Source organism: Streptomyces sp. NPDC029139 (genome assembly GCF_055564335.1).
Window position 1 is genome coordinate 247,214 of record NZ_JBVHWN010000010.1, and the last position, 24,006, is coordinate 271,219.

The window sequence follows — 24,006 nt, forward strand, 5'->3', positions numbered from 1 at the left end:
GTCGGGGGTCAGTGCGACACACCAGCGGTGGAGGGCGAGAGGAGGCCGCCGGGCCGGCAGGCCGACCCGGCGGAGTGCTCCGGGCCGGTCAGACGCCGACCGACGTCGGGCCGGTGCGCGGCGGCGGAACCGGGCCCCAGCCGTGGTCCGCGGAAATCACCGTCTCGGTGGCCGTGGCGGTGGTGGTCTGCACCGTGGCGGTCACCAGTGCGGCAACGAGGAGTACGGCACCGGCGCCCATCCGGCGGAGTCGGGACATCGAACGCGTCTTCATCACATTCTCCGTTGGTTCATGCAAAGTTTCGCGAATTGGCTCGAGGTCGACATCCACAGGAATGTCGAGGGAAGCGGAAACCTCTTTCGGATTTCCGGTGGGATTGGTTCCTGTCCGATCCGATCCCGAATCCCGCGGCTCCTCGTGCTTCGGCATCGAAAGTCTGCACAGCCGTCTGGAAACAACGCAACCGAGTGACCTAGCATGACTGCGCAGTGCACACTTACGCGGGGGGATATTCTGTGTCGGGTACGTGCGAATCAGACAAATGTGACAGACCGAAGCCGTGCGAGAAGGGGCTCGCGCACTACCACGCCGCGGTGACCGCCGGGCAGGTCGGCGCGCCGGACGTTCCCGGCTGTCTCCTGCGTCTTGGCCTGTTCGCCCCAGTGGCTGAAGGAGGCCGGCTGGCCCCGGTCCCGGCCTCGGTGGCTTCGTCGAGAGCTCTCCAGCCGTACCGCCAGGAGATCATCGCCACCTCGCGCGTTCTGGAGGAGCTGACCTCCGTATTCGATGTAATCGAGCGGGTGTACAGCGACGCGACGGAGTCGCGGCTTCCCGGCTTTACGCTGCTGCGCGGCGTCGACGTGATTTCCGGAGCGATCGACACGGCGGTCGCCCGGTGCGCGAAAGAACTCATGACGGCACAGCCCGGCGGCGGCCGACCTGCGGAAATACTGGAGAGTTCGCTCCAGCGGAATATAGAGATAATTGAACGGGGTGTGCGGCAGCGGACGCTTTATCAGCATTCGGTGAGGGCGCACCAGCCGACCTTCGAATACATCTGCAAGATCGTGGCGGCGGGCGGCGAGGTCCGCACGGTGGACGAGATGTTCGACCGGCTCATCATCTGCGACCGCACGGTCGCCTTCATTCCCACCAGCTCCTCCTACGAGCAGGAGGCTCTGGAGGTCCGGGAGCCCGCCGTGGTGCGCTTCCTGTCCAACATCTTCGACAACGCCTGGTCGCGCGGCATCCCGGCGACCCTCGCCCGTGAACGGCGCCCCAAGCTCGTGGCGTCCGACCTCGAGCGCGCCCTCGCCCGGATGCTCGTCGCCGGCTACACGGAGGAGAAGATCGCGCGGGACCTCGGCATGAGCCGCCGCACGATCGCCGACCACACCAGCCGCCTCTCCCGCCGCCTCGGCAGCACCAGCCGGGCCCAGTTGGGCTACCTCATCGCCAGCCGGGGCCTCCTCGAGGACACCGTCGAGGACGTGGAGGCGGTCGGGGCCTCCCAGCTCATCTGCTGACACCCGGGGTTCGTTTCCGGGACGCAACGATTTGGTTGAACCGGGTGTGTCCTGCGTCACGTTCGAGTTGAATGATCGGGGGCGTGCGGATGCACGCGCGTACACCGTCCTGCAGGGGGTTCCGGGATGAGTGCTGCCAGGAGTGACACCACGTCAGTGCCGGGGGCCGATCTGCTGGCCGCGCTGCTCGACGGGATGGACGCGGCGCTGTGCGCCTTCGACGCCGACGGGACGGTCACGCACTGGAACAAGGAGGCCGAGCGGATCCTCGGCTGGTCCGCGGGGGAGGCCGTCGGGCGGCGGGGGTTCGAGGGCTGGGCCGCGCGGCGGGCCGACGCCGCCCAGGCGCTGGCGTGGCTGATGGCGGCGATGGAGGCGCCGGGGCGGCTGGTGCACGAGTTCGCGCTGGTACGGAAGGACGGCGGACGGGTCCTCGTACGGACCCAGTCGGCCGGAGTACGGGGCGCGGACGGGAAGCCCGCCGGGGTGTACTGCGCGTTCAGCGAGGTGCACGCCCAGATCGACCTGGAGCGTTCGATCGCGCTCAGTGAGGCGCTCTTCGAGGACGCGCCCTGGGGTGTCGTCCTCGTCGACGTGGACCTTCGGCCGACCGTCCTCAACGGGCATGCCGCCCGGGCGATGGGCGCGGGCCGCACCGCCCCGCTCGGCCGGCCGCTCGGTGAGCTGATCGGGCAGGGCGTGCAGGAGTTGGAGGGGGCGCTCCAGCACGTGCTCGCGGAGGGCGCGCCGCGGGCGCCCGCGGAGGTGTGGGTGACGCTGCGCACCGCGGAGGGCGAGCGGCGCCGGTGCTGGCGCAGCGGTTTCGTACGGCTGTCCTCGCCGCTCGCGGAGGAGCCCGTGCCGCTGGGCGTGGGGTGGCTGTTCCAGGACGTCACGGAGGAGCGGCTCGCGGAGCAGGAGGCGGACCGACTGCGGTTCCGGTACAGCCAGTTGCACCGGGCGGGAACGGCGGCGGCCGAGTGCGAGGACCCGCGCGAGGCGGCGACCGTCCTGCTGGACTTCGCGCTGGCCGGGTTCGCCGATCACGCGCTCGTCGACGTGGCGGCGGGGGAGCGGCGGCTGGTCCGGGTGGCCGCCACCCCGGGCGGCGAGCCCGGCCCGGTCGTGCCGGTCGCGGGCGGCGGCATCCCGGTGCGGTACTCCGCGGGGCACCCGGTCCTCCAGGCGGTCGCCCGCAAGGGCCCGGTCCGCGCGTCGGCCGTCGCGGCGACCCCGCAGGGGGCCGAGGGCTGGGCCGCGGAACGCCACTGGCCGCGCGACGCCGTCCACGCGCTGTGCCTCCCGCTGCGCAGCCGGGGCCGGACGGTGGGCGCCGTGACCTTCCTGCGGGCGGCCTCCCGTACGGCCTTCGAGCGCCCGGACGCGGTGTACGCGGAGGCGGTGGCCGTACGGGTGGCGGCGTCGCTGGACCTGGCGGGCGCGGCGCCTCCGGGGGATCCGTCGGATCGCGCGGACGCGCCGTAGTGGCGTCAGTGGTGTCAGTGGCGGTAGAAGATCCGGTCGCCGTACTCCCGCATGACGCGGCCGTTCCAGTCGTGGCCGCCGTCCACGTTCCCCGAGCGCAGCAACGGCGGCTCGATGCCCAGGCGGACCATCTCCTCGGCCGCCGCGGCCATCATGGCCTGCATCAGGGCGCTCGTGACGACCGTCGAGGCGGGCGCGAAGGGCGCCTCGATGCTCTCGTGGGTGAGTTCCGCGTCGCCGACGGCGATGTGGGAGTCGAGGACGATGTCGCAGTGGTCCTTCAGATACGTCCCCGAGACGTGCCGGGACTTCGTCTCGCTCGCGTAGGCGACCGAGGTGACGCCGATCACCGTCAGGCCCAGGGCGCGGGCGTTCATCGCCATCTCGACGGGCAGGGCGTTGCGGCCCGAGAGCGAGATGATGATCAGGACGTCGCCGGCCTTGGCGGGCGAGGAGTCGAGCACCGCGCCGGCGAGGCCGTCGACGCGCTCCAGGGCCGAGCCGAGCGTCGCCGGCATGACGTCGACGCCGACGACACCGGGGACGGCGAGCAGGTTCATGAGGGCGAGGCCGCCCGCGCGGTAGACGACGTCCTGGGCGGCGAGGGAGGAGTGCCCCGCGCCGAAGGCGAAGAGCCGGCCGCCGGCGGCGACGGCCTCGGCGATCGCGGTGCCGGCCGCGGCGATCTCCCCGGCGTCCTCGTCGCGCACCTGCCGGAGCAGGCTGATCGCGGCGTCGAAGAACTGCCCGGCCAGCTTGGACTCGCGCGCGCTCTCGCCCATTCCGAAGCTCCTTCTCGTCGTGTCGCGGATCACGGTGCGGTCTGGACCATTGCCCTGTCAATACCGCCCTTCGGTCAGCACGGCACGGTTGCCGGTGGGATGCGTCAGAATTGGGGCAGGGCCAGCGCACGACTCATCGAGGGGCACGTATGTCCGGACTGATCGACACAACGGAGATGTATCTCCGCACCATCCTCGAGCTGGAAGAGGAAGGTGTGGTCCCCATGCGCGCCCGGATCGCGGAGCGGCTCGACCAGAGCGGCCCCACCGTGAGCCAGACGGTCGCCCGTATGGAGCGGGACGGTCTGGTGACCGTCGCCGGTGACCGGCACCTGGAGCTGACGGACGAGGGCAGGCGTCTGGCGACGCGCGTGATGCGCAAGCACCGGCTCGCCGAGTGCCTGCTGGTCGACGTGATCGGCCTGGAGTGGGAGCAGGTGCACGCCGAGGCATGCCGCTGGGAGCACGTGATGAGCGAGGCCGTCGAGCGGCGCGTTCTCGAGCTGCTGCGGCACCCGACCGAGTCGCCGTACGGCAACCCGATCCCGGGCCTGGAGGAGCTGGGCGAGAAGGCCGAGGCGGAGTCCTTCCTGGACGACTCCATGGTGTCGCTGGCCGACCTGGAGCCGGGCGTGGAGGGCAAGACGGTGATCGTCCGCCGGATCGGCGAGCCGATCCAGACGGACGCCCAGCTGATGTACACGCTCCGGCGGGCGGGCGTGCAGCCCGGTTCCGTGGTGAGCGTGACGGAGTCGGCCGGGGGTGTCCTCGTCGGCAGCAGCGGTGAGGCGGCCGAGCTGGACGCCGACGTGGCCGCGCACGTCTTCGTGGCGAAGCGCTAGTCGCGGTCCCGGTCGTGGTCGCGTCCGAGGTGGCGTAGCGCCCGTCGCGGTCGTGGTCGCGTCCGAGGTGGCGTAGCGCCCGTCGGGTCGTGGTCGCGTACGGGGTGGCGTAGCGCCCGTCGCGGTCGCCTCCGAGGTGGGGTGGTGCTCGGCGCGCCTCGTGGGCGAAGCGGTCGGCCCCCCCGGCGCACCCCGGCGCATTCTCGGGCCCGTTTTACGGCGGAATCGCCACGCTCTCCCGCTCGGCGTGCCACGCTGGGGGGAGCCGTACGGCCGGGGAGGGGTGTGCGATGGCGCAGGCGTCGAAGGCGGTGCGTGGAGAGACAGAGGGCCCCGGCGCCCATGGGCGCCGGGGCCTGTCCTCCCCTGTGCTGACCCGGAGCCCCGAGCTCCCAGGGTCATTCCCTTCGGACCGTTTTCCCCGAGCGGTCCGCCTCCCGTTGAAGATCTCCCCTCGGCGGCGCGCGTCAATCCTTGAGCCCTGTCACTCGAACGAGGGGTGTTACGCGGCAGAGCCGCATTTTCGAATATAGGTTCGATAGTCTGGCGGTGCTCGACACGCTCGATGGAAAGAGGGGGTGCCAGGGAACATGGTGCGACGTCTCGACGTCACCGGGGCCGGCGGCGTACGCCTGGCTGCCTGGGAGTTCACGGAAGAGCAGGCGCAGACGGCCGGGTCCGGCGTCTTACTCCTGCACGGCCTCATGGGGCGCGCCTCCCACTGGGCGCCCACCGCCCGCTGGCTCGCCGCCCGGCACAGGACCGTCGCGCTCGATCAGCGCGGTCACGGCAGCAGCGCCAAGCCCGCCGCCGGGCCCTTCACGCGCGAGGCGTACGTCGCGGACGCGGCCGCCGCCGTCGAGCGGCTCGGGCTCGGTCCTGTCACCCTCATCGGCCACTCCATGGGCGCCCTCACCGCCTGGCAGCTCGCCGCCGAGCGCCCCGACCTCGTCCGCGCCCTGGTCATCTGCGACATGCGGGCCTCGGCCCTCGGCGCCGCCTCGCAGCGGGAGTGGCAGGACTGGTTCCGCCGCTGGCCCGTCCCCTTCCCCTCGCTCGACGCCGTGCGGAAGTGGTTCGGCGAGGACGACCCCTGGGTCGAGCGGCCCCAGCCCGCCCGCGGCGAGTTCTTCGCGGAGGTGATGACCCGACGCCCCGACGGCTGGTATCCGGTCTTCGACCCGGCGCAGATGCTGATCTCTCGTCAGACCTGGGTCCACGAAGCCCATTGGGACTCGCTCGCCCAGGTCCGCTGCCCGACCCTGGTCGTCCGCGGCCTCGACGGCGAGCTGGGCCGGGCGGAGGCACAGGAGATGGTCCGCGTGCTGCCCCGCGGTGCGTACGCCGAGATCCCCGACGCGGGCCACCTCCTGCACTACGACCAGCCGGAGGCGTGGCGCACGGCGATCGAGCCGTTCCTGAACGGCGCGCTGACCTCGTAGTCCCGCTCTTCTTCCCTCACATCGGTCACATCAGTTGCTGTGCATGATCTGGATCAGATTGCCGCAGGTGTCGTCGAAGACCGCGGTGGTGACCGGGCCCGTTTCCGTCGGCTCCTGCGTGAACCGCACCCCGAGCCCGCGCAGCCGGTCGAACTCCGCGGCGACGTCGTCGACGGCGAAGGAGGTGGCCGGGATGCCGTCCCGCACCAGTGCCGTCTTGTACGGCTGCACCGCGGGATGCCCGGAGGGCTCCAGCAGCAGCTCGGTCCCTTCGGGGTCCTCGGGCGAGACGACGGTCAGCCACCGGTCCTCGCCCACCGGGACGTCGTGCTTCTTCACGAAGCCCAGCACGTCCGTGTAGAAGCGCGCGGCCCTTTCCTGGTCGTCGACGAAGACGCTGGACAGGTGGATCCTCATGGTGTGCTCTCTCCGATCGGTCGGGCTGAGTCATCGGTCGACTCACTCATGGTTCGGTCCCGTGACGTCCGGCGGCGGGACCGGGCGGTCGTAGACGTTGTTCGGCGTCACGATCTGGGTGATCGCCCGGGCGACGAGCGAGCTCGGCTCCTGGCCCTGCGACTCGATGTCGGTGTTGAGCATCAGCACCAGGGTGGCCTTCTGCGACGGGAGGTAGACGGTCACCGTCTCGTACCCGGGGATGGAGCCGTTGTGGCCGATCCAGCCGCTGCTCTCGAAGATGCCGAGGCCGTAGCTCGTGCCGGGGTGGCCCGTGGGCAGCATCGTGAGGCGCTCGGCCTGCGTCTTGGGGCTGAGCAGCGTGCCGGTGGCGACGATCTTCGCCCAGCGGCGCAGGTCGTGCAGGTCAGAGATCATCGCCCCCGCCGCCCAGGCCCAACTCGGTTTCCAGTCGGTGGAGTCGGTGACCGCGCCGCTCAGCGTCTGGTTGGTGTACCCGCGCGGGTGCGGCTCGGGGAACTCGTCGCCCTTCGGGAAGAGCGTGTGGCGCAGGTCCGCCGGGCGGAGCACCCGCTTCTCGATGACGTCGGCGAGACGGTGACCGGTGACCTTCTCGATCACCAGCCCGAGCAGGATGAGGTTGCTGTTGGAGTACTGGAACTGCGTCCCCGGGTCGAAGGTGTTCGGGTGCTTGAAGCCGTACGCGAGCAGCTCGGGCGGGGTGAACGTGCGCTGCGGGTCGCTCAGGAGATCATGCTGGAAGCCCGGGTCGTCGGTGTACGGGAACAGGCCGCTGCGCATCTCGGCGAGGTGCCGCAGCGTGATCCGGTCGCCGTCGGGCACGCCGTGGACGTAGGTGGAGATCGGGTCGTCCAGCCGGATCTTGCCGTCGTCGACGAGCTTCAGGAGCGCGGTGACCGTGAAGGTCTTGGTCTCGCTGCCGATCCGTACGAAGACGTCGGGGGTCATCGGCTTGCCGGTGACCTTGTCGGCGACACCGGTCGCGCGGACGTAGCTTCCCTTGCCCGGCATCCACAGCCCGGCGACCAGGCCGGGGATACCGGCCTGCTTGCGGACGTCCTCGATGGCCTTGTCCAGCCGCGCGGTCAGCTCGGGCCCCAGCCCGCCGGGCGGGCAGTCGTCCTCGTGGTACCGGTGGGCCGCGCCGGCCTGTTCGGCTCCGGCCCGTCCGGCGGTGAGGTGTTCGGCGGTGGCGGGGGACGCCGCCACCGGGGCCAGCACGGACGCCACGAGGAGCGCCGCGGCGAACAGGCGGCGGGCGTGGGCGGGGGTGCGTCTCATCGGGGGTGCCTCTTCCGGTCGGGGTCTGGGAGGGTTACGTCACCATCCGACCCGCGGGTAAGGACCCCCGCCCGGTACACCGTCCGACGAGTCCACTCGTTCGGGCCCGCGCCCCGTACGCCGGGCGGCGCCCTCCCTACGGCCTCTCGGGAACCTCCGTGCGCCCGGTGAGCCCGTGGCGCAGACAGGCGACCAGCCGGGCCGCGATCGTCCCCCCGGGATCGAGGCGCGGATTGAAGATCGTCACGTCGCATCCGACGGCTCGCTCGTCCGCCAGGGCCGTCCGCAGCACGTCCTCCAGCTCCGGCCAGGTCAGCCCCCCGGCGATCCGGTGGTCGACGGCGGGCATGACCGCGTCGTCCAGGACGTCCACATCGAGGTGAACCCAGTAGCCGGCGCGATCCGGGCCGCCCAGGCGGTGAACCGCCCGGCGCGCCGCCTCGGCGGCGCCGACCGCGCGCACGCCGTCGAGGTCGACCGCGTGCAGCCGGGGCGGAAGCGGCTGCATCCCGGCCGCGGAGGACTCGGCGGAGTCGCGGAAGCCGAGCGCGACGACGTCCTCGTCACGGACCAGCGGCCCACGGCCTTCGAGGTCGGTGAGCGGCTGGGGGCCGCGACCGGTGGCCAGGGCCAGCTCCATCGACGCCGCCTCCCCGGCCGGCTCCGCCGACGGCTGGTAGAAGTCGGTGTGGCCGTCGAGGAAGAGCAGCCCGAAGCGCCCGCGGCGGCGCAGGGCGAGAAGGTTGCCCAGGAGGATGCTGCAGTCGCCCCCGAGGACGAGGGGGAAGCGCCCGGCGTCGAGAGCGGAGCCGACCGCGTCGGCGAGCTGTACGGAGTACCGCGCGATGCCCCCGGGATTGAGGACCCCGGTCGAGGCGTCCCGCCGCGCGTCGTACTCCGGAGGTTCGACCCGCCCCGCCCGCACCGCCCCGGGATGGTCGGCGAGACCGGCCGCGAGCAGAGCCGCCGGCGCCTCCTCCACACCGGACGGCCGCAGCCCGAGCACGGACGGAGCCTCGATGATCGCCAGTTCCCGCACGCCCGGCCCTTTCGCCCACCGCGCCGCCTGATCCGCGGCATGTGCCCCATCGTGCCGCCGGCATGCGGCGCGAGGCACGCGCCCCGCGTCCGAATGGCCGCTCCGGCGTGCCCGGGCCCCCGTGACCTGCTTAGCGTCGTCCTGCTGTGCCGCACAGGCCGCGGCGCGCACCCGAGGCGATCGAGAGGAACCCCATGGCAGTCGCGATGCACCTGGTCTGGCCGGAGCTCACCCCCGAGTTGTACGACGCGGCGCGCGCCCAGGTGGGGTGGGAGGAGGACGTCCCCGACGGGCTGGTGCTGCACGCGGGCTGGTTCGCCGAGGACGGCTTCCACGCGCTGGACCTCTGGGACTCGGAGGACCAGTTCCGGCGGTTCATCGCCGACCGGATCGGACCCGTGATCAAGGGACAGATGGGTGTGACGAGCGACCCTCAGGTGTCCCTCTCCCCCCTGCACCGCCGCTTCGTCGCCCCGGGCGTCAGCGGCGCCGCCTGATCGGGGTCACGGCGTCGGGCCACCGGCCGCGGCGTCCAGCAGCAGCCTCGCGGACACCGTCGCCCCGTCCGTACGGATCGTCCCGGCCAGGGCGGCCGCTCGGGCACCGGCCTCGGCGCTCAGCGCCGTCCTGAGCGCGGCGGAGAGCGACTCCACGGTCGGGGCAGGACCGTCATGTGCCGCGCCGATGCCCAGATCGGCGACCCGCCCGGCCCAGTACGGCTGGTCCGCCCCCTGAGGGATCACCACCTGAGGCGTACCGGCGCAGCTCGCGGTCGTCGTGATCCCGGAGCCGCCGTGGTGCACGACGGCGGCCACCCGGCCGAAGAGCGCCTGGTGGTTGACCTCGCCGACCACGAAGCAGTCGCCCCGGTCGTCGGCCGGCGCCAGCTCCGCCCAGCCGCGGGAGATCACGGTGCGCAGCCCCTGGGCCCGTACCGCCTCGACGGCCACCCGCGCGACCTCCCTCAGCGACTCCATGGGCATGCTGCCGAAGCCCACGTACACCGGAGGGGCACCGGCCTCCAGGAACGCCTCCAACGCGGCGGGCAGCGGCCGCTCGTCCTGCCGGATCCACCGGCCGGTCTGTACGACGTCGAGGTCCGCCGTCTCCTGCCAGGGGTCCAGGGTCGGGTCGGTCGCCAGCCACGGCCGGTCGGTGAAGGCGAAGTCACGGACGTTGTCCACCGGCGGCAGTCCGGCCGCCGCCCGCTGGGCGTTGACCATCTCGCCGAACATCTTCTGCGCGATCTCGGCGTCCAGCTCCCAGAGCTTCCGGTTGTCGGTCACGTCCGGCGGCAGCGGGTGACCCCGCCGCGCGGGCGGCCGGCGGTACGGCGTCGGCAGGGCGATCGGCGAGTGCACCACGTGGACGAAGCGGATGCCCGCCTTCTCCGCCACGGACCGCGCCCCGGCCACCGCCGGCACAGGGCCGGTCGCCACCAGCGCGTCACATCCCTCGGCCGTCGCGGCGACCACCTCGAACTGCGCGGCCATCAGATCGGCCGCACGCTGGGCCAGCCCCACCGCCGACCCCGGCGCCACCGAGGACACCACCGGACGCACCGGCGCGCCGGCCGGCACGACCGCCACCCCGACCCCGGCCAGCAGCTCCGCGAACTCCTCGTCCGGGGGCGCGCACACGCGCACCTCGGCGCCCAGTTCCCGCAGGGCCACCGCCAGCCCCGCCATCGGCTCGACGTTTCCCCGCGTTCCATAGGTGGACAACACGACACGCACGTTGATGACTCCCCGTCCCCGCTGATCTTCAGATGGTCCGGTGATTCTCCGTCAGGGCAGGGGTGTCGCCGCAAGCCTGGAGGAAGGCGGACCAGGCGGTCGGGGTGAGGCTGAGGGAGGGGAGGGAGATGTCCTTGGAGTCACGGACGTGGACGGTGTGGGTGCAGGTGGCGACCTCGACGCAGTCGCCGCCCTGGCTGCCGCTGTAGCTGCTCTTGAACCAGTTGAGGTCGGTGCTCATAGCTCTCGTGCCACCTGTTCGATGAGTCGTGCGGAGTCCTCTGGTGTGAGGGCCTGGGCCCGCAGCATGCTGTAGCGAGCGAAGACGTCTCCCACGTCCGGCTGTTCGCTGAGAAAGTACCTTCCGCCTTGTCCTTCGACATAGACCAGTTGGTTGCGGCGCTCTTCGGTCTCCAGCAACGTGAAGGGCCCGTCCAGACCGGCATGGATCTCACGGTCCTCTGGCATCACCTGGACCGTGACGTTGCGTAGGTCCGCACACTCCCGCACGTGCAGCAGGTTCTTTCGGAGCACATCCTTTCCGCCGAGTTGCTTGGTGAGCGCGGACTTCTCCACGACGAAGCTGATCAACGGTGCGGGGGTACGGAAGAAGACGTGTTGCCGTGCCAGCCGAGCCGCGACATGGGCTTCGATCTCGTCCTCCTCCAGCGCGGGAACTGCGCTGTCGAAGACGGCTCGCGCGTACTCCGCGGTCTGAAGCAGGCCGGGGATCACGTGATTGTCGTACTTGTGGATGCCCGCCGCCTTGGCCTCCTCCAGCAAGTAGTCCTCGAACCACGCCGCCACCCCACTCGCCGTCACCTCCTTCGCGACCTCCAAAAGTGCACCTTGTGCACTCAGCAGCTCGTCCACGATGACGACGAAACGGCCCTTCGCCCGACGCTCCCCGCGCTCGATCATCGCCACCTGGGACTTGGAATATCCGGTCTCTCTGCCCAGCAGGTCCTGTGAGACCTTCGCCCGCTCCCGGTAGAACCGCAGCAGTCTTCCGAACGCCTTCGCCGCCCCCGGGCTCCCGGTGTTTCCGATGTTCACAACTTGCCTCCCCGAGTGCACAGTCCGACACAAACTCCCTGTGGCCCTGGTCACAGTAGAGTTGCGCCGGGAAGCTGGCGTCATGAATTCGCGCAAGTCACTTGACAGGGTGCCCTCTTGGGTTCCCGCGACTGGGCATGCCCTCCGCCACGCGGGCGTGCACTTCGACGCCGTACGCATCGGCGGGTTCCTCGGGGAGGACGTGGCGTACCGGCTCATGGAGTTCACCGACTTCCACGCCGGGCCGATCGTCCGCGAGGCGACAGGGGAGCGGAACCTGTACTTCCTGCTGCCGCCGCAGACCGCCGCCGCACACTCCTGGCCGGCCCCGGTGCGCGCCCTGAGCCGTAACGGCCGGAGCGAGGCATTCGTCGGCGTCCCGGCGTTCGGCGGGGCCACCTGGCCCCTGGACTGGCGCTCGCTGCCGACTCTCGAAGACCCGTTCGTGGACGGCGACTTGTTGTACGAGATGGTCACCCGTGCTGTACGGTAACCGCGACATTACGCTCCGTGAGAAGCGGAGCGGCCCTCGGTGGTGCGCCAACACCGGGTCCGAGGGCCTTCACTCCTAGTGGAACAGGACTCCACCAGAAATGCTTCGGCATGTTATCGCGCCGACTCGGTGCTTCACCAAGGTTCCGAACCTCGTCGTTCGGCATCCGCGTCTGACCAGCGACGCGAAGGTTCTGGTCATCTACGTCGACGGTCTCCCCGAGAGCGCCGTCGCCAAGCCCCTCAGTGCGCACGCCGCCGACCTGGGCATGAAGCCCCGGGCGTATCAGAAGGCGAAGGAGTCCCTCACCGCCGCCGGCTTCTACTTCGAGTGGAAGTGGCAGGGCAAGCGGGGGCGTTGGGTCACCGAGCAGATGCTCTCCAACGTCACCCTCACGCGTGAGGAGGCGAACGCCGTCCGGGGTGCGGGGTCACCGACTCTCGGGGAACCGGCCGTCGGTGCTCCGAGGACTCCAAAAGTCGGCCGCTCTAAACCGGAAGACAAAGACCGGGAGAAGACTCTTCCCCACCCACCCCCCGAAGCGGCGGCGGCCGACGTCGAACCGGACCAGGGACCGAACCGAGCCCCGGACACGGCATCGGGCTCGCAACCCGACCCCGAACCCGACCCGGAACCCCGGCCCGACCCCGACCCGGCCCCTGACCCCGACCCGGCCCCTGACCCCGACCCGGCCCCTGACCCCGACTCGCCGCCCGAAGTCGTCGAGGCCGAGCGGGTCCTGCTGTCGCTGCGCCATGTGAACCCCGGGCTGTGGCTCGGGGTCCGCGAGGCGCGGGGTCTGGCCGAGACGGCGGCGGAGTGGCTTCGGCGGGGTGTGTCCGCCGCCGACATGCGGCGTGCCCTGACCTCAGGTCTGCCGCGTGAGGGCATTCGCTCGGCGGTGGGCTTCCTGCGCCACCGCCTGGCCCTGAAGCTGCCCGCACCGCCCGCACCGCCCATGCCACCCGCCACTTCGGCGGCCCCCGCGGCCTCCGCGCCCGCCGAGCTCGTTCTCTGCGACGGGCCCGGTGACGACCACGTCTTCCGGCCCGTCGCCGACGAGACCCGCTGCCGCCCTTGCCGTACGCACGAAGCCGCTCAGCGGCGGAACGCGCATCAGCCGCCCGGCCGCCCGCCCCGCGCCCCCTGGCGCACGCTCGTCGAGGAGGTGGCGGCCGGGAGGGTCTGACGCCGGCCCCCAGGGCGTGGCGCGGCCGGGGCGTGGCGCGGCAGATCTCGACGCCGTGCTGCGGTGCCGCTCACGTCCCCGACGGCCGCGGCTGCTCCGGCGGGACCGAGCTCTCGGCCATGTCCATCCAGTGGTCGAGGTCGGTCTGGGTGAACTCTTCCCACGGGGGGACGTCGGGGAGCCCGCGCAGGAGGTCGTAGGCCTCGGGGATCTGGGCTCCGCGGAGGACCGGACAGTGGCAGCCGGCGATGACCTCGGCGTCCAGGTGCTGGAAGTCGTTGACGACCGCCCCGAACTTATGGGGGTCCAGCAGGGCGACCCAGGGGGAGACCAGGCGTCCGCCGAAGAGCTGGCCGTCGCGGAACTCGTCCGGCGACAGCGCCGCCGTTTCGGGCATGGGGGTCGGCACGTTCGTGGCGAAGGTGTCCACGGCCCACAGGACGTTGGCCTTCGGGTCGAAGAGGGCGCGGGTCGTGGGATTGTCGTACAGGGGTGGTCGCTTGGCGACCAGGGTGCGATCCCCCACGTCGATCGTGTCGCCGTCGGTCATGAAGCGGCACCGGTTGACGGGCGTCTCCCACTCCTCGGCCATGCGGCCGATGGAGAACCATGTCGTCAGCAGGGTCGCGTTCGGGCATTGCGCCATGACCGACAGGAGGTTGCCGGCGTGGTCGCGGTCGTCGTGCGTGAGGAAGATCCACCGTACGTCCAGGGGATCCACGATGGACCAGGCCGCCTCCAGCCACTGGGAGCGCACCGCCGGCGCCCCGGTGTCCACGAGGACCGGTTCGGCTCCCCGGATCACCATCGAGTTCATCGGGAAGTGGCCGACCGGCGGGGCCTCGAGGGCCCATGGGATGACGAACGTCTCCTCGGCGATCTTGTAGGGCTGCAGAAGGTTGAAACTCTCCACGGTTACCATCGCTGCTCTCCCTAGGACGGAGTCATCGCAGCGTCCATGAATCCAGTGCAGCCCCGTGCCGGACGGTCGTCAAACGCAGAGCGCGTGACGGCCGGTTCCGGTGACGCGGGGGCGCGCGCGGCGCTCGGCCGCGAGGGCTCTACCCGAGGCCGGCGAGCACGGCGAGAACGGCGAGCATGCCGACGGTGACGACGGCGATGGAGCCGTGCAGACACAGCCATCCGAACATCGCGCCGCCGGAAAGGTGCGGGCGGTCGGGGAGCAGCAACCTGCGGGCGACCAGTGCCGGGACGGTGAGAGCCGCCGTGGACGCGATCCATCCGCCGAGGCCCACGAGGAGGATGCCGGTCGGGCCGGCCTCCACGAACGTCGCGGCGGCGACGGCCGGCAGGGTGCTCGTGGCGGCGGCCAGCACCGGGATCCACCACCAGACCTCGCGTCCCGAGACGCGCCGGCCGAGCCATCCGGCCGCGACCATCAGCGGCATCACCACGGCGGCCGACAGCACGGCGCCGAGGGCCGCCCCGACGATCGCCGCGACCGGCACCATCACCAGCATGAGGATGATCGTCCCCGGGGTGTAGCTGATGCTGGGCGACCACACCCAGCCCACGATGGCGCCGAGCGCGGCCTCGGTGCCCAGCACCGTCATCGACGCCAACAGCACCGCGCCGTACCGGTCCGTCATCCGCCTGAGCGGCTGCCCCGGCGCCCGTTCCCGTATTTCTGAACGCATTCAGATCCCCTCCCGCCCCGCATCATCCTTCATGCGGGGCGGGCCCGCTCGCGCGGGGTCCGGGGGATCAGAAGGCGAAGACGGAGGTCCTGGCCATGCCGACGTTCATCTCGCACGCGTTGCCGTACGTCGCCGACCAACTGACCCGCTTGCCCTCCCAGATGCCGTCGCCGGTGACCGTGACCGGGTCCCAGACGTGGAGGCAGGGGCTGCTGTTGCCCATCATGGTCAGCTGGCCGAACTCCCCTTGCACCATGGCCAGTTCGGTGCAGGCCGACTCGGGCGAGGGGTGGGTGCCGCTGGGCGTGGGGGCGCAGCTCAGGGTCACGGCCCTCTGGATCGCCGCCGTCGTCACGGACTCGCCCTGGCCGATCGTCAGGACGAGCGCCGAGGCCGGGTAGAGGCCGGCGGGCTTCGCCTGGGCGAGGTCGGGGGTCGCCGCGACCCCGACGAGGGCGAGACCGGTGGCGAGGGCGGTGGTGAAGGCGGTGTTACGGAGGACGTAACGCACGAAGGTGTCCTTTCGAGGCGGGTGCGATCTGACTGCGGGCCGGAGTCTTGTCGACGCGGAGCGTGATCGCACATCCCCCGTACCTTTCCGGCCGCATGCCCCGCCCGGCCCCGACCGATCGCTCGTTCGGGCAGCTGAGCGGGCTGCGCCGCCCCCTCGCAAGCCGTCGGGTGCCCCGGATTTCAGGGGTGGTGCAAGCCTGAACGACCCTCTGACCTGCGAGGATGCAAAAAATGTTCGGTGTTGGAGTAATTCTGCGGGCACGTGTTCGACCGGAAGACCCCCGTTCCGGCAGCCCATCCCGGGGCCTCGGCGAAAACGCCAGGTCAGTGGACCGTCGGCCTCAGAGGGCCGTCTCCCTCTCGTACTCCTCCGACGGGCACGCCAGTTCGGGACGCTCCGCCGCGTACCGGACGCCGAAGACGCCGCCCATCGCCCAGTGCCACGCCGTGTCGTGGAAGACCAGCCCCCGGCAGGGCGCGTCCGGAGGCTCGTAGGGATAGAACTCCACGGCCTCCTCCCCGGCCCGGAGAGGTGACCGGCCGCCGTACCGCCGCAGCACCCAGGCGTAGCCCCGGCGCTCGGCCGCCAGGTACCGGAGGTACTCCTCCTCGTCCGCGCTCCAGCCGGTCGTCACCCCTTGCTCACCGCCGCCAGGATCTCCGGCAGCCGGGCCGAGGTCCGGGGCGCCGCCAGCTTCAGGCCCGCCCAGGTGATCAGCGCGCCGTACGCGGCGCCGACCGGAAGCAGGAGCCAGAGAAGGGACTCCTGGTCCGCGAGGTGGAGGTAGATCGTCGCCCCGATCAGCGGGGCGCACAGCAGCGCCGCCCCGATCATCCCGCCGAAGATCGAGATCCAGGCGAGACCGCCCTGCCCCGGCGCCACGTTCTTGTACGCGCTGTCCTGCGGGATCGAGTACGGGAACGAGGCCGAGGCCAGCGCGCCGACCGCGATCATCGCGCCGAGCAGCGCGAGGGCCAGGCCCAGCGCCTCCGGCAGCGCCGACCAGTCGCCGCTCACCGCCGCCGTGCCCGCCGTCACCAGGACCGTGAACGGGAGGGTGATCAGCAGCAGCGCCAGGGCGCGCGCCCGCAGCTCGGCGTAGGCGTCCGCCGGCGTCGAGATCGTCTGCGCGACCATCCAGAACGCCGAGGTGTCCTGCCCGAACTGGTTGTACATCTGCATGCCGAGCATGCCCGAGGCGAAGCAGGCCCAGTAGACGGACCCCGTGCCCTGGAGCACGTTGACGATCGGCACGATGGCGCCGATCGCCAGCGAGGTGATCCACGCCGCCTTCGTCTTCGGATCACGCCAGATGTAGCGCAGGCTGCGCTCCATCACCGTGCCCGTACGCCCGCCCGGCAGCAGCCGCCCGAGGAGGCCCGTACCGGCTCGGTCCCGGCCCGACGCGGACGCGGCGCCGATCGTCGAGCCGTCCGGCGTCGTCATCAGCTTGACCAGGCTCCGCCGCCACCACACCAGCAGCGCCCCCAGGGTCAGCACCGTCAGGAGCAGTTGGCCCGCCGCCACCGCGTAGTCGCCCTCGCTCGCCGAGTCCACCGCGGCGATCGCCGAGGCGGGCGGCAGCCAGCCCGTGACCGCGGCCGCCGGTTCGAGGGAGGACAGACCACCGGCCCGACTGAGCCGCTGCGCGCCGAAGTTGACCACCTGGAATCCCACCGCGATCACCAGACCGCTCAGGACGGCCAGGTCGCGGCCCTTGCGCGAGGTCAGCAGCCGTACGTTGGCGGCGGCCACCGCCCGCGACAGCGCCACGCACACGACGACGACCAGCGGCACGGCGACCACCGCGGCCACCACGCCCGCCGCGCCGCGTGCCAGGGCGAGGGAGGCGCCCAGCGCTATGCACAGCGTGAACAGGGGCCCGATGCCCACCAGCGAGGCCACGAGCAGCGCCCGCACCAGGGGCTGGGGCCGCAGCGGCAGCATCACGAGCCGGGAGGGGTCGAGCGTCTCGTCCCCGCTCGGCACGAACAGCGGCATCACGGTCCACGCCAGCGCGAGCACCGCGGTCAGCAGGACCACGACCGAGTCGGCGTCCGCGTGGCCCCGCAGCAGGACGAAGGCGAGCAGCATCAGTGCCGCGAACAGGGCCGTGACGACGACGGAGGTGATGTACGCGGCGGTCCGGCCCGCGGACTGGCGCAGCCCGTTGCGCAGCAGCGACAGCTTGAGCCGTACGAAGACCGAGGTCAGGGAAGAGGGAGCCGGGGCGGCGGACGTGGTCATCGGGTCGGACCTCCGAGCCAGTCCAGGGAATCGCCCGCCGCGTCCCGGCCGTTCGCGCCGACGAGTTCCAGGAACGCGGCCTGCAGCGAGGGTGCCTCGCCCCGTACCTCCGCCAGCGGTCCCTGGGCGCGGATCTGGCCGGCGGCCATCACCGCGACCCAGTCGCACAGCGACTCCACCAGCTCCATCACATGGCTGGAGAAGACGACCGTCGCGCCAGAGCCGGTGTACCGCTCAAGGACGCCCCGGATGGTCTGCGCGGACACCGGGTCCACGCCCTCGAACGGCTCGTCCAGGAACAGCACCTCGGGGTTGTGCAGCAGCGCCGCGGCAAGCCCGATCTTCTTGCGCATACCGGTCGAGTAGTCCACGACCAGCTTGTGCTGCGCGCCGGCGAGGTCCAGGACGTCGAGCAGCTGGGTGGCCCGCTTGTCGACCTCGGCACCGGGCAGCCCCCGCAGCCGCCCGCTGTACGCGAGGAGTTCACGGCCCGAGAGCCGCTCGAAGAGGCGCAGCCCCTCGGGCAGGATCCCGATTCGGGCCTTGACCTCGGCCACCGACTCCGGATCGCGCCAGACGTCGTGACCGGCCACGAGGATCCGCCCGTGGTCGGGGCGCAGCAGGCCGGTGATCATGGAGAGCGTGGTGGTCTTGCCGGCGCCGTTGGGCCCGACGAGACCGATGAACTTCCCCGCGGGCAGGACGAGATCGATGCCGTTCACCGCGATCTGCTGCCCGAAGCGCTTCCACAGCCCCTCGACGCGAACGGCGGGCACCGCACCCGACTCCGGTGCGTTGCCCGCCTGTTCGAACACTCCGTCATATGCCTGGTCAGGCATGTTCCGTCAACCCTTCGGTTGTCCCCGTAACTCGTACGAGCACACCCTAAGGGCCTGGTGAGCCCCCTCTCAGGGGCGACGGGCCCTGGCCGCGGCCGCCTCCCGCCCGCACGCGTACGCGAGCGGGCTGATCAGCTCCTCGGCGTCCGGCAGCCAGCGGTTCGCCGCGGTGGGCCGCCGCGCCCACTGCACGGCTCCGTGCCCGCCGACGCGTGTGGGCGGCGCCGCGACGTAGTGGCCCTCGCCGCGGGTGATCAGGTCGATCGAGGTGGGGGCCCAGCCGAGCTTGCGGACCAGGTCGGGCACCTTGGTGGCGGCGCCCGGCAGGACGAAGAAGAGCATCCGGCGGTCGGGGGTGCAGGTCACCGGGCCGAGCGTGAGCTCCATGCGCTCCATCCGGGCCAGCGCCAGGAAGCCCGCCGACTCGGGCACGTCGATCGCGTCGAAGGTGCGGCCGGTGGGCAGCAGGATCGACGCCTTGGGCTGCTTCGACCACATGCGCCGCGCGCCGACGGCGCTGCCCGTGGCCTGGGTCGACCAGTCGGGCCTGGCCGGGTGCGCGCCGGGGGTGGCGCAGCTCTCGACGCCGCAGGAGCAGCGCTCCCTACCCTCCACGGCTTCCAGCCAGGTCCCGGGGAACACGTCCCAGTGCCGCTCTTCCGCGTACCGCACGGCGCAGTCCAGCAGCAGCTCGCCTCGCTGCTGGGGGATGTGTGCGGCTTCCGTGACTCCGATGGTCTCTTCCACGGTGAACACAACTCCCGCCGTCACCTGGGGTTACGGGCGCGGTGAAGAGCGGTGTGGAGCATCGATCCTGCATGCGGGGCGCATGGGTGCACGGGTGGGGGCGCGCGTGGGGCCGGGAAGCGGCCGGTGGGTAGCCACAGTCGGGGGGTGTCGTCCCGGGCCCGCGTTCCGGGGTCCGCACGGCTGGGCGATGCGTCCGGTTTCGCGTGTTCACATCGGCATTGACCGGATATTTGCCGGGCAGTGATCAGTTCTCCATCGAACGCACACCGGCCTCAGGGGGTAGTTGTAGTGATGGCAGCCAGGCCACTCGTCGCACGTCAGCCGAACGAACGGCTGCAGGCGCTGATCCAGGAGGCCGGGTGTTCCAACGCCGGCCTCGCCCGCAGAGTGAACATGGTCGGGGCCGAGCGCGGCCTCGATCTGCGCTACGACAAGACGTCGGTGGCGCGCTGGCTGCGCGGGCAGCAGCCGCGCGGCCGGGCGCCGGGGATCATCGCGGAGGCGCTGGGCCGCAAGCTGGGCCGCACGGTCACGATCGACGAGATCGGCATGGCGAACGGGAAGAACCTCGCCTCCGGTGTCGGGCTGCAGTTCGCGCCCACCGTGCTCGGAGCGATCGAGCAGGTCTGCGAGCTGTGGCGCAGCGACGTGGGGCGCCGGGACTTCCTGTCGGGTTCGACGGTGGCGGCCTCCGCGCTGGTGGAGCCGAGCAGGGACTGGCTGATCACGGGCGCGGACGCGCAGGTGGCCCGGTCGGCCGGGGCGCGGGTGGGGGTCTCCGACGTGGAGGCGGTCCGGTCGATGACGAGCGCGCTGGTCGAGCTCGACCGGCGGTTCGGCAGCGGGCACGTCCGGCCGGTGGTGGTGCACTACCTGAACAGCGTGGTCGGCGGGATGCTGTCGGGTTCGTACCGGGAGGCGGTGGGGCGGCAGCTGTTCGCGGCGGTCGCGCGGCTCACGGAGCTGGCCGGGTACATGGCGGTGGACACCGGTCAGCCGGGGCTCGCCCAGCGGTACTACATCCAGGCGCTCAGGCTGGCTCAGGCGGCGGGCGACCGGGGTTACGGCGGCTATGTGCTGGCGGCGTCCATGAGTCATCTGGCCGCGCAGCTCGGGAACCCGCGGGAGATCGCCCAGCTGGCGCGGGCGGCTCAGGAGGGCGCGCGGGGGCGGGTGACGCCGAGGGCGGAGGCGATGTTCTACGCGGCGGAGGCCCGGGGGCACGCGCTGCTCGGGGACGCCCACTCCTTCGAGGCGGTCGCGGGACGGGCCGTACGGGCTCTGGAGCGGGCCGATCCGGAGTCGGGGGACGACCCGGACTGGATCGCGCACTTCGACCACGCGTATCTCGCGGACGAACTGGCCCACTGCCACCGGGACCTGGGCCGCCCGGAGGCGGCGGCGCGGGCGGCGGAGGAGTCGCTGAGCGGCCACCCGAAGACGCGGGCCCGCCGCCGGGCGATCGGTCTGGTGCTGCTCGCGACGGCGCAGGCGCAGCGGCGCGAGGTGGAGCAGGCATGCCACACGGGCACGCAGGCGCTGGAGCTCCTGGCCACGCTGCGCTCCTCACGCGGGGCGGAGTACCTGGACGACCTCAAGGAGCGACTGGAGCCGTACGCGGCGGAGCCGGCGGTGCGGGAGTTCGGGGCGCGGGTGGATCTGCTCGCGGCCTGACACCGTGTGACCGGGGTCACCGGGCGACGCGGCGCCGGGTCGATCGGCCTTCTCAACACGGCAGTTGCCGAGGGAGTTGTCGTAGGTCTGTTACCGGTCTCACACGTGTGTGCGCGGCGCCGGACGTACCCGGTAGCGTGAACCGACGATTCCGTAGGTCCATCAGTAGGAGTCCCGGTGACGCAAAGCGGACAGGGTCCGGAGCCGCAGTATCCGGCGGTACGGCCCACGCACGAAGGTGTCGTGCTGCCCGCCGAGGGCGGCGAGCAGACCGGCCCGGGCGCAGGCCCGGCCGGGGGGCAGCCGTGGGGCGGCGCCTGGGGCCCCGGCGGGGCGCCGCAGGGGCAGCCGCTCCCGCCGGCCCAGCCGCTGCCGCCCGAGGCCGTGCCGGGCGGAGCCGCGGACATGCAGGCGACGCAGTACATCGCGCCGGTGCCGCAGCAGGGCGCGCCGGGCGCCGGGCCGGGACCCATGCCGGGCCCGATGCCGGGGGCGCCCGGGAACATACCGGGCGCGCACCCCGCGCAGCAGAGCCCGGGGGGCTACGGCTTCCCGCCGCCGGCCGCCGCCCAGGGCGGTTACGGATACCCGCCGCCGGCCGCCGCCCAGGGGGGCTACGGCTTTCCGCCGCCCGCCGCCGGGCAAAGCGCCGCGGACCTGCAGGCGACCCAGCACATCCCGCCGGTCGCGGCCCAGGGCGACGGGGGCGCGAGCACCCAGTTCCTCGGCACCGGCCCGCTGCACCAGCAGCCGGGCGGGCCCGGACAGCCGGCCGGCGCGTCCGACGCGACCCAGTACATCGCTCCCGTGCCGTCGCAGGCGCCCGGCGAGCGGCAGCCTCCCGCCGAGTTCGACAACCTCTTCCGCAGTGACGCGACGCAGCACCTGCCGCAGCCACCGCAGCCGCACGCGCAGGCGCCCCGGGGGCAGCAGCCGTACAGCCCGCAGCCGCCGCAGCAGCAGTTCCACCAGCCGCCGCCGTCCCCCTTCCAGGGCGCCTACCAGCAGGACGGGTACCAGGACGGGTACGACGACGAGCCCGAGCCGCGCCGCAAGTCGCCCGTCGCCCTCATCGCCGCCGTCGTGGTCGGCTGCGCGGTCGTCGGCCTCGGCGCGGGCGCGCTGCTCAGCGGCGGGGACGAGGACAAGGGCAAGGACAAGAACCCCGGCCAGAGCGTGGTCGCCACTTCCGGGGCCCCGTCCACCGATACGACGGAGAAGCCCGCCGACCCCGCCGAGCCGCAGGCCAAGGCGCTCGACAAGCTGCTCGCGGACAGCAACAACAGCCGCGACGCGGTGATCCGTTCGGTCGAGGCCATCAAGCAGTGCAAGAACCTCGACCAGGCCGCGACCGATCTGCGGGGCGCCGCGCAGCAGCGCCGGGATCTGGTGACCCGGCTGCAGACGCTGACGGTCGACAAGCTGCCGAGCAACGCCGCCCTGACCGCCGCCCTCACCAAGGCGTGGCAGGCCTCGGCGTCCGCCGACGACCACTACGCCGCCTGGGCCGACCAGATGAAGGGCAAGAAGGCGTGCAAGGGCGGCAAGGCGCGCAGCACGAACCACACGGTCGAGGCGAGCAAGAAGAGCAGCGAGGCCACGATCGCCAAGCGCGAGGCGGCCGGGCTGTGGAACCCGACCGCCAAGACGTACGGACTGCCGCAGCGGGCCGCCACCCAGCTCTGAGCGGCCCGGTCCGGCCGCGGGCGGGGCTTACGGGGCGCTGAGCACGGTCTCGCCGACATCGACGAATCCGGGCTTCTGCGCCACGAGCCGCCCCTCGCGGACCACTTGGAACGTCACCTCGTGGTTGACGATCCGGGGGAAGCGGGGAGCGCCCAGCATGTCCTCGTAGCGCCAGCGCAGTTGGGGAGTGAGGCCGCCGGTGTCGATCTGGACCCCGCGGTCGAGCGCGTGCGAGACGGCCCCCGCCGTGATCGTGTCGCGGTCGAGCGACTCGATCACCTGCCGCAGCACGGTGTACGCGATCCAGGTCGTCTGGACGCCCGCGTCGGCCGGGTCGACGCGGTTGTCCGCGAACGCGTGCTCCTGGATCACCTTGCGCATCGGCGCCCAGCGCGTGTCGTTGGCCTCGGGGTACCAGCCGGTGACGTACGCGCCCTCGAAGGGGCTGCGCGCCCCGCCCGTCCGGTCGATGACGGGCTGGCTGACGCTGCCGAGCACCGAGGAGATGCGTACGGCCTTGCCGTTCTCGCCGTCGTCGCTCCCGGCTTCGCTCGTGGCGGAGTCCTCGTCCTCGGGCAGGCGCCGGAACGAGTCGAAGAACGTCTGGGTGCGCTCGCCCAGGACGGCGGCGACACAGCCGTCCTCGCGGCCGGCCCTGGCGCGGGCCCGGCCGGCCGGCTGGGTGTACTCGGCGGCGTCCTCGAGCGCCGGGATGTCGCTGGCGCCGAGGTGGCGGCTCTTGCGCAGACCGGAGTTGAGGAGGTCGGGCAGCTTGTCGCCGGCGAGGGTGTCGGGCCGGACGAGGGAGACCTTGCGGCAGGACTCGGCCAGCTGCATGCCGTGGCCGGCCATGAGGGACGCCTGGCCGCCGTTCACGGGGTAGGAGAGCGGGCTGGTGAACTCGTCCTCGGAGATGCCGTAGCCGCCGATGTACGGGATGCCCGCGGCCTCCAGGGGGGCCATGAACGCCCGCCCGTTCTGGCTGTAGGAGCCGACGACGGCCACGACCTTCTCGCGGACGGCCCGGCGGGCGCAGGTCGCGGCGCCGGCGGAGGTGTTCTGCTCGTTGCAGGTGAGGATGCGCAGTTCGTGGCCGTCGATGCCGCCGTGGGCGTTGGCCCAGCGGGCGTAGGCCTGGGCCATGGCGGGCATGCCGGGCTGGTTGGTGGCGCGGGTGCCGTCAGGGGCCCAGGTCATCACTGTGACGGGCTCCCTGGATCCCCCCGTGGTTCCAGGGAGCACACCACATCCGGTGAGCAGCGACGCCCCGGCCGCCGCTGTCGTGACATACGCGAGGAGTGAGGTCAGTCGCCTACCGGTCATGGACA

General features: G+C 72.0%; 25 protein-coding genes. 9 read left to right on the forward strand and 16 right to left on the reverse strand.

What is annotated here, in order from left to right; genetic code table 11:
* Window positions 1–88: 88 nt before the first annotated feature.
* Entirely contained in the window at window positions 89–430 is a 342-nt protein-coding gene (locus tag ACZ4VW_RS22965; protein WP_467965249.1) for a hypothetical protein, read from the reverse strand.
* Window positions 431–702: 272 nt separating this feature from the next.
* On the opposite strand from ACZ4VW_RS22965, the gene ACZ4VW_RS22970 reads away from it, so the two are divergent.
* Entirely contained in the window at window positions 703–1,527 is an 825-nt protein-coding gene (locus tag ACZ4VW_RS22970; RefSeq protein WP_467965251.1) for a LuxR C-terminal-related transcriptional regulator, read from the forward strand.
* Window positions 1,528–1,653: 126 nt separating this feature from the next.
* Window positions 1,654–3,012 (forward strand): PAS domain-containing protein, encoded by a 1,359-nt coding sequence (locus ACZ4VW_RS22975; protein WP_467965253.1) that lies wholly within the window; start codon window positions 1,654–1,656, stop codon window positions 3,010–3,012.
* Between the two features lie 14 nt (window positions 3,013–3,026).
* On the opposite strand, the gene ACZ4VW_RS22980 is transcribed toward ACZ4VW_RS22975, so the two are convergent.
* On the reverse strand, window positions 3,027–3,794 hold the full coding sequence (locus ACZ4VW_RS22980; protein ID WP_467965255.1) for an SIS domain-containing protein: 768 nt from the start codon (window positions 3,792–3,794) through the stop codon (window positions 3,027–3,029).
* A gap of 149 nt (window positions 3,795–3,943) precedes the next feature.
* Here ACZ4VW_RS22980 and ACZ4VW_RS22985 point away from each other — a divergent pair, with 149 nt between their 5' ends.
* Window positions 3,944–4,636, forward strand: coding sequence for a metal-dependent transcriptional regulator (locus ACZ4VW_RS22985; RefSeq protein ID WP_467965257.1), 693 nt, complete (start codon window positions 3,944–3,946; stop codon window positions 4,634–4,636).
* Window positions 4,637–5,226: 590 nt separating this feature from the next.
* Window positions 5,227–6,078, forward strand: coding sequence for an alpha/beta fold hydrolase (locus ACZ4VW_RS22990; RefSeq protein WP_467965259.1), 852 nt, complete (start codon window positions 5,227–5,229; stop codon window positions 6,076–6,078).
* 30 nt (window positions 6,079–6,108) lie between these two features.
* Here ACZ4VW_RS22990 and ACZ4VW_RS22995 read toward each other — a convergent pair whose 3' ends face one another.
* The 3 genes from ACZ4VW_RS22995 to ACZ4VW_RS23005 form a co-directional block, all read right to left on the reverse strand.
* Window positions 6,109–6,495 (reverse strand): VOC family protein, encoded by a 387-nt coding sequence (locus ACZ4VW_RS22995; protein ID WP_467965260.1) that lies wholly within the window; start codon window positions 6,493–6,495, stop codon window positions 6,109–6,111.
* A 42-nt stretch (window positions 6,496–6,537) separates the two neighbouring features.
* Complete coding sequence (locus tag ACZ4VW_RS23000; RefSeq protein WP_467965262.1) at window positions 6,538–7,797, reverse strand: serine hydrolase domain-containing protein; 1,260 nt, start codon at window positions 7,795–7,797, stop codon at window positions 6,538–6,540.
* Window positions 7,798–7,933: 136 nt separating this feature from the next.
* On the reverse strand, window positions 7,934–8,836 hold the full coding sequence (locus tag ACZ4VW_RS23005) for an arginase family protein (protein WP_467965264.1): 903 nt from the start codon (window positions 8,834–8,836) through the stop codon (window positions 7,934–7,936).
* 194 nt (window positions 8,837–9,030) lie between these two features.
* Between ACZ4VW_RS23005 and ACZ4VW_RS23010 the strand changes: the two genes are divergently transcribed.
* A complete protein-coding gene (locus ACZ4VW_RS23010) occupies window positions 9,031–9,333 on the forward strand; it encodes a hypothetical protein (protein WP_467965266.1) in 303 nt (100 codons plus the stop codon).
* Window positions 9,334–9,339: 6 nt separating this feature from the next.
* Here the strand turns inward: ACZ4VW_RS23010 and ACZ4VW_RS23015 are convergent, their stop codons facing one another.
* Genes ACZ4VW_RS23015 through ACZ4VW_RS23025 form a run of 3 tightly spaced genes read right to left on the reverse strand, consistent with a single transcriptional unit; the run spans window position 9,340 to window position 11,628 of the window.
* Complete coding sequence (locus ACZ4VW_RS23015; protein WP_467965268.1) at window positions 9,340–10,572, reverse strand: glycosyltransferase; 1,233 nt, start codon at window positions 10,570–10,572, stop codon at window positions 9,340–9,342.
* A gap of 28 nt (window positions 10,573–10,600) precedes the next feature.
* Window positions 10,601–10,813 carry a DUF397 domain-containing protein gene (locus tag ACZ4VW_RS23020; protein WP_467965270.1) on the reverse strand — a complete coding sequence of 71 codons (213 nt, stop codon included), beginning with the start codon at window positions 10,811–10,813 and terminating at the stop codon, window positions 10,601–10,603.
* A complete protein-coding gene (locus ACZ4VW_RS23025) occupies window positions 10,810–11,628 on the reverse strand; it encodes a helix-turn-helix domain-containing protein (protein WP_467965272.1) in 819 nt (272 codons plus the stop codon). Before ACZ4VW_RS23025 ends, ACZ4VW_RS23020 begins: the two co-directional genes overlap by 4 nt.
* A gap of 82 nt (window positions 11,629–11,710) precedes the next feature.
* Here ACZ4VW_RS23025 and ACZ4VW_RS23030 point away from each other — a divergent pair, with 82 nt between their 5' ends.
* The gene (locus ACZ4VW_RS23030) at window positions 11,711–12,121 is read left to right on the forward strand and encodes a hypothetical protein (RefSeq protein ID WP_467965274.1); all 411 of its coding nucleotides are present in this window, start codon (window positions 11,711–11,713) and stop codon (window positions 12,119–12,121) included.
* 100 nt (window positions 12,122–12,221) lie between these two features.
* Complete coding sequence (locus tag ACZ4VW_RS23035) at window positions 12,222–13,310, forward strand: hypothetical protein (RefSeq protein WP_467965276.1); 1,089 nt, start codon at window positions 12,222–12,224, stop codon at window positions 13,308–13,310.
* A gap of 70 nt (window positions 13,311–13,380) precedes the next feature.
* Here ACZ4VW_RS23035 and ACZ4VW_RS23040 read toward each other — a convergent pair whose 3' ends face one another.
* The 7 genes from ACZ4VW_RS23040 to ACZ4VW_RS23070 form a co-directional block, all read right to left on the reverse strand.
* Window positions 13,381–14,232 carry an MBL fold metallo-hydrolase gene (locus tag ACZ4VW_RS23040; RefSeq protein ID WP_467965278.1) on the reverse strand — a complete coding sequence of 284 codons (852 nt, stop codon included), beginning with the start codon at window positions 14,230–14,232 and terminating at the stop codon, window positions 13,381–13,383.
* 139 nt (window positions 14,233–14,371) lie between these two features.
* On the reverse strand, window positions 14,372–14,968 hold the full coding sequence (locus tag ACZ4VW_RS23045) for a hypothetical protein (protein ID WP_467965280.1): 597 nt from the start codon (window positions 14,966–14,968) through the stop codon (window positions 14,372–14,374).
* 67 nt (window positions 14,969–15,035) lie between these two features.
* Window positions 15,036–15,479 carry an SSI family serine proteinase inhibitor gene (locus ACZ4VW_RS23050; protein ID WP_467965282.1) on the reverse strand — a complete coding sequence of 148 codons (444 nt, stop codon included), beginning with the start codon at window positions 15,477–15,479 and terminating at the stop codon, window positions 15,036–15,038.
* Between the two features lie 343 nt (window positions 15,480–15,822).
* A complete protein-coding gene (locus ACZ4VW_RS23055) occupies window positions 15,823–16,116 on the reverse strand; it encodes a hypothetical protein (protein WP_467965284.1) in 294 nt (97 codons plus the stop codon).
* Window positions 16,113–17,729, reverse strand: a complete 1,617-nt coding sequence (locus ACZ4VW_RS23060; protein ID WP_467965286.1) for a transporter — start codon at window positions 17,727–17,729, stop codon at window positions 16,113–16,115. The genes ACZ4VW_RS23055 and ACZ4VW_RS23060 overlap by 4 nt, the downstream gene beginning before the upstream one ends.
* The gene (locus ACZ4VW_RS23065; RefSeq protein WP_467965288.1) at window positions 17,726–18,568 is read right to left on the reverse strand and encodes an ABC transporter ATP-binding protein; all 843 of its coding nucleotides are present in this window, start codon (window positions 18,566–18,568) and stop codon (window positions 17,726–17,728) included. Before ACZ4VW_RS23065 ends, ACZ4VW_RS23060 begins: the two co-directional genes overlap by 4 nt.
* Window positions 18,569–18,637: 69 nt before the next feature.
* Window positions 18,638–19,324: a bifunctional DNA primase/polymerase gene (locus tag ACZ4VW_RS23070; protein ID WP_467965290.1), complete on the reverse strand. Its 687-nt coding sequence runs from the start codon at window positions 19,322–19,324 to the stop codon at window positions 18,638–18,640.
* Window positions 19,325–19,609: 285 nt separating this feature from the next.
* On the opposite strand from ACZ4VW_RS23070, the gene ACZ4VW_RS23075 reads away from it, so the two are divergent.
* Window positions 19,610–20,992 carry a transcriptional regulator gene (locus tag ACZ4VW_RS23075; RefSeq protein WP_467965292.1) on the forward strand — a complete coding sequence of 461 codons (1,383 nt, stop codon included), beginning with the start codon at window positions 19,610–19,612 and terminating at the stop codon, window positions 20,990–20,992.
* Window positions 20,993–21,169: 177 nt separating this feature from the next.
* On the forward strand, window positions 21,170–22,678 hold the full coding sequence (locus ACZ4VW_RS23080; protein ID WP_467965294.1) for a hypothetical protein: 1,509 nt from the start codon (window positions 21,170–21,172) through the stop codon (window positions 22,676–22,678).
* A gap of 27 nt (window positions 22,679–22,705) precedes the next feature.
* On the opposite strand, the gene ACZ4VW_RS23085 is transcribed toward ACZ4VW_RS23080, so the two are convergent.
* Window positions 22,706–24,001, reverse strand: a complete 1,296-nt coding sequence (locus ACZ4VW_RS23085) for an ABC transporter substrate-binding protein (protein WP_467965296.1) — start codon at window positions 23,999–24,001, stop codon at window positions 22,706–22,708.
* Window positions 24,002–24,006: the final 5 nt, after the last annotated feature.

Excerpts from the sequence above, each read along its gene's own strand:
- ACZ4VW_RS23085 (WP_467965296.1), bottom strand. The coding sequence starts at position 24,001 with ATGACCGGTAGGCGACTGACCTCACTCCTCGCGTATGTCACGACAGCG.
- ACZ4VW_RS22980 (WP_467965255.1), bottom strand. The coding sequence starts at position 3,794 with ATGGGCGAGAGCGCGCGCGAGTCCAAGCTGGCCGGGCAGTTCTTCGAC.
- ACZ4VW_RS23060 (WP_467965286.1), bottom strand. The coding sequence starts at position 17,729 with ATGACCACGTCCGCCGCCCCGGCTCCCTCTTCCCTGACCTCGGTCTTC.
- ACZ4VW_RS22995 (WP_467965260.1), bottom strand. The coding sequence starts at position 6,495 with ATGAGGATCCACCTGTCCAGCGTCTTCGTCGACGACCAGGAAAGGGCC.
- ACZ4VW_RS23075 (WP_467965292.1), top strand. The coding sequence starts at position 19,610 with ATGGCAGCCAGGCCACTCGTCGCACGTCAGCCGAACGAACGGCTGCAG.
- ACZ4VW_RS22965 (WP_467965249.1), bottom strand. The coding sequence starts at position 430 with ATGCCGAAGCACGAGGAGCCGCGGGATTCGGGATCGGATCGGACAGGA.
- ACZ4VW_RS23010 (WP_467965266.1), top strand. The coding sequence starts at position 9,031 with ATGGCAGTCGCGATGCACCTGGTCTGGCCGGAGCTCACCCCCGAGTTG.
- ACZ4VW_RS23065 (WP_467965288.1), bottom strand. The coding sequence starts at position 18,568 with ATGCCTGACCAGGCATATGACGGAGTGTTCGAACAGGCGGGCAACGCA.
- ACZ4VW_RS23040 (WP_467965278.1), bottom strand. The coding sequence starts at position 14,232 with ATGGTAACCGTGGAGAGTTTCAACCTTCTGCAGCCCTACAAGATCGCC.
- ACZ4VW_RS23020 (WP_467965270.1), bottom strand. The coding sequence starts at position 10,813 with ATGAGCACCGACCTCAACTGGTTCAAGAGCAGCTACAGCGGCAGCCAG.
- ACZ4VW_RS23035 (WP_467965276.1), top strand. The coding sequence starts at position 12,222 with ATGCTTCGGCATGTTATCGCGCCGACTCGGTGCTTCACCAAGGTTCCG.
- ACZ4VW_RS22985 (WP_467965257.1), top strand. The coding sequence starts at position 3,944 with ATGTCCGGACTGATCGACACAACGGAGATGTATCTCCGCACCATCCTC.
- ACZ4VW_RS23045 (WP_467965280.1), bottom strand. The coding sequence starts at position 14,968 with ATGCGTTCAGAAATACGGGAACGGGCGCCGGGGCAGCCGCTCAGGCGG.
- ACZ4VW_RS22990 (WP_467965259.1), top strand. The coding sequence starts at position 5,227 with ATGGTGCGACGTCTCGACGTCACCGGGGCCGGCGGCGTACGCCTGGCT.
- ACZ4VW_RS23000 (WP_467965262.1), bottom strand. The coding sequence starts at position 7,797 with ATGAGACGCACCCCCGCCCACGCCCGCCGCCTGTTCGCCGCGGCGCTC.
- ACZ4VW_RS22975 (WP_467965253.1), top strand. The coding sequence starts at position 1,654 with ATGAGTGCTGCCAGGAGTGACACCACGTCAGTGCCGGGGGCCGATCTG.
- ACZ4VW_RS23030 (WP_467965274.1), top strand. The coding sequence starts at position 11,711 with ATGAATTCGCGCAAGTCACTTGACAGGGTGCCCTCTTGGGTTCCCGCG.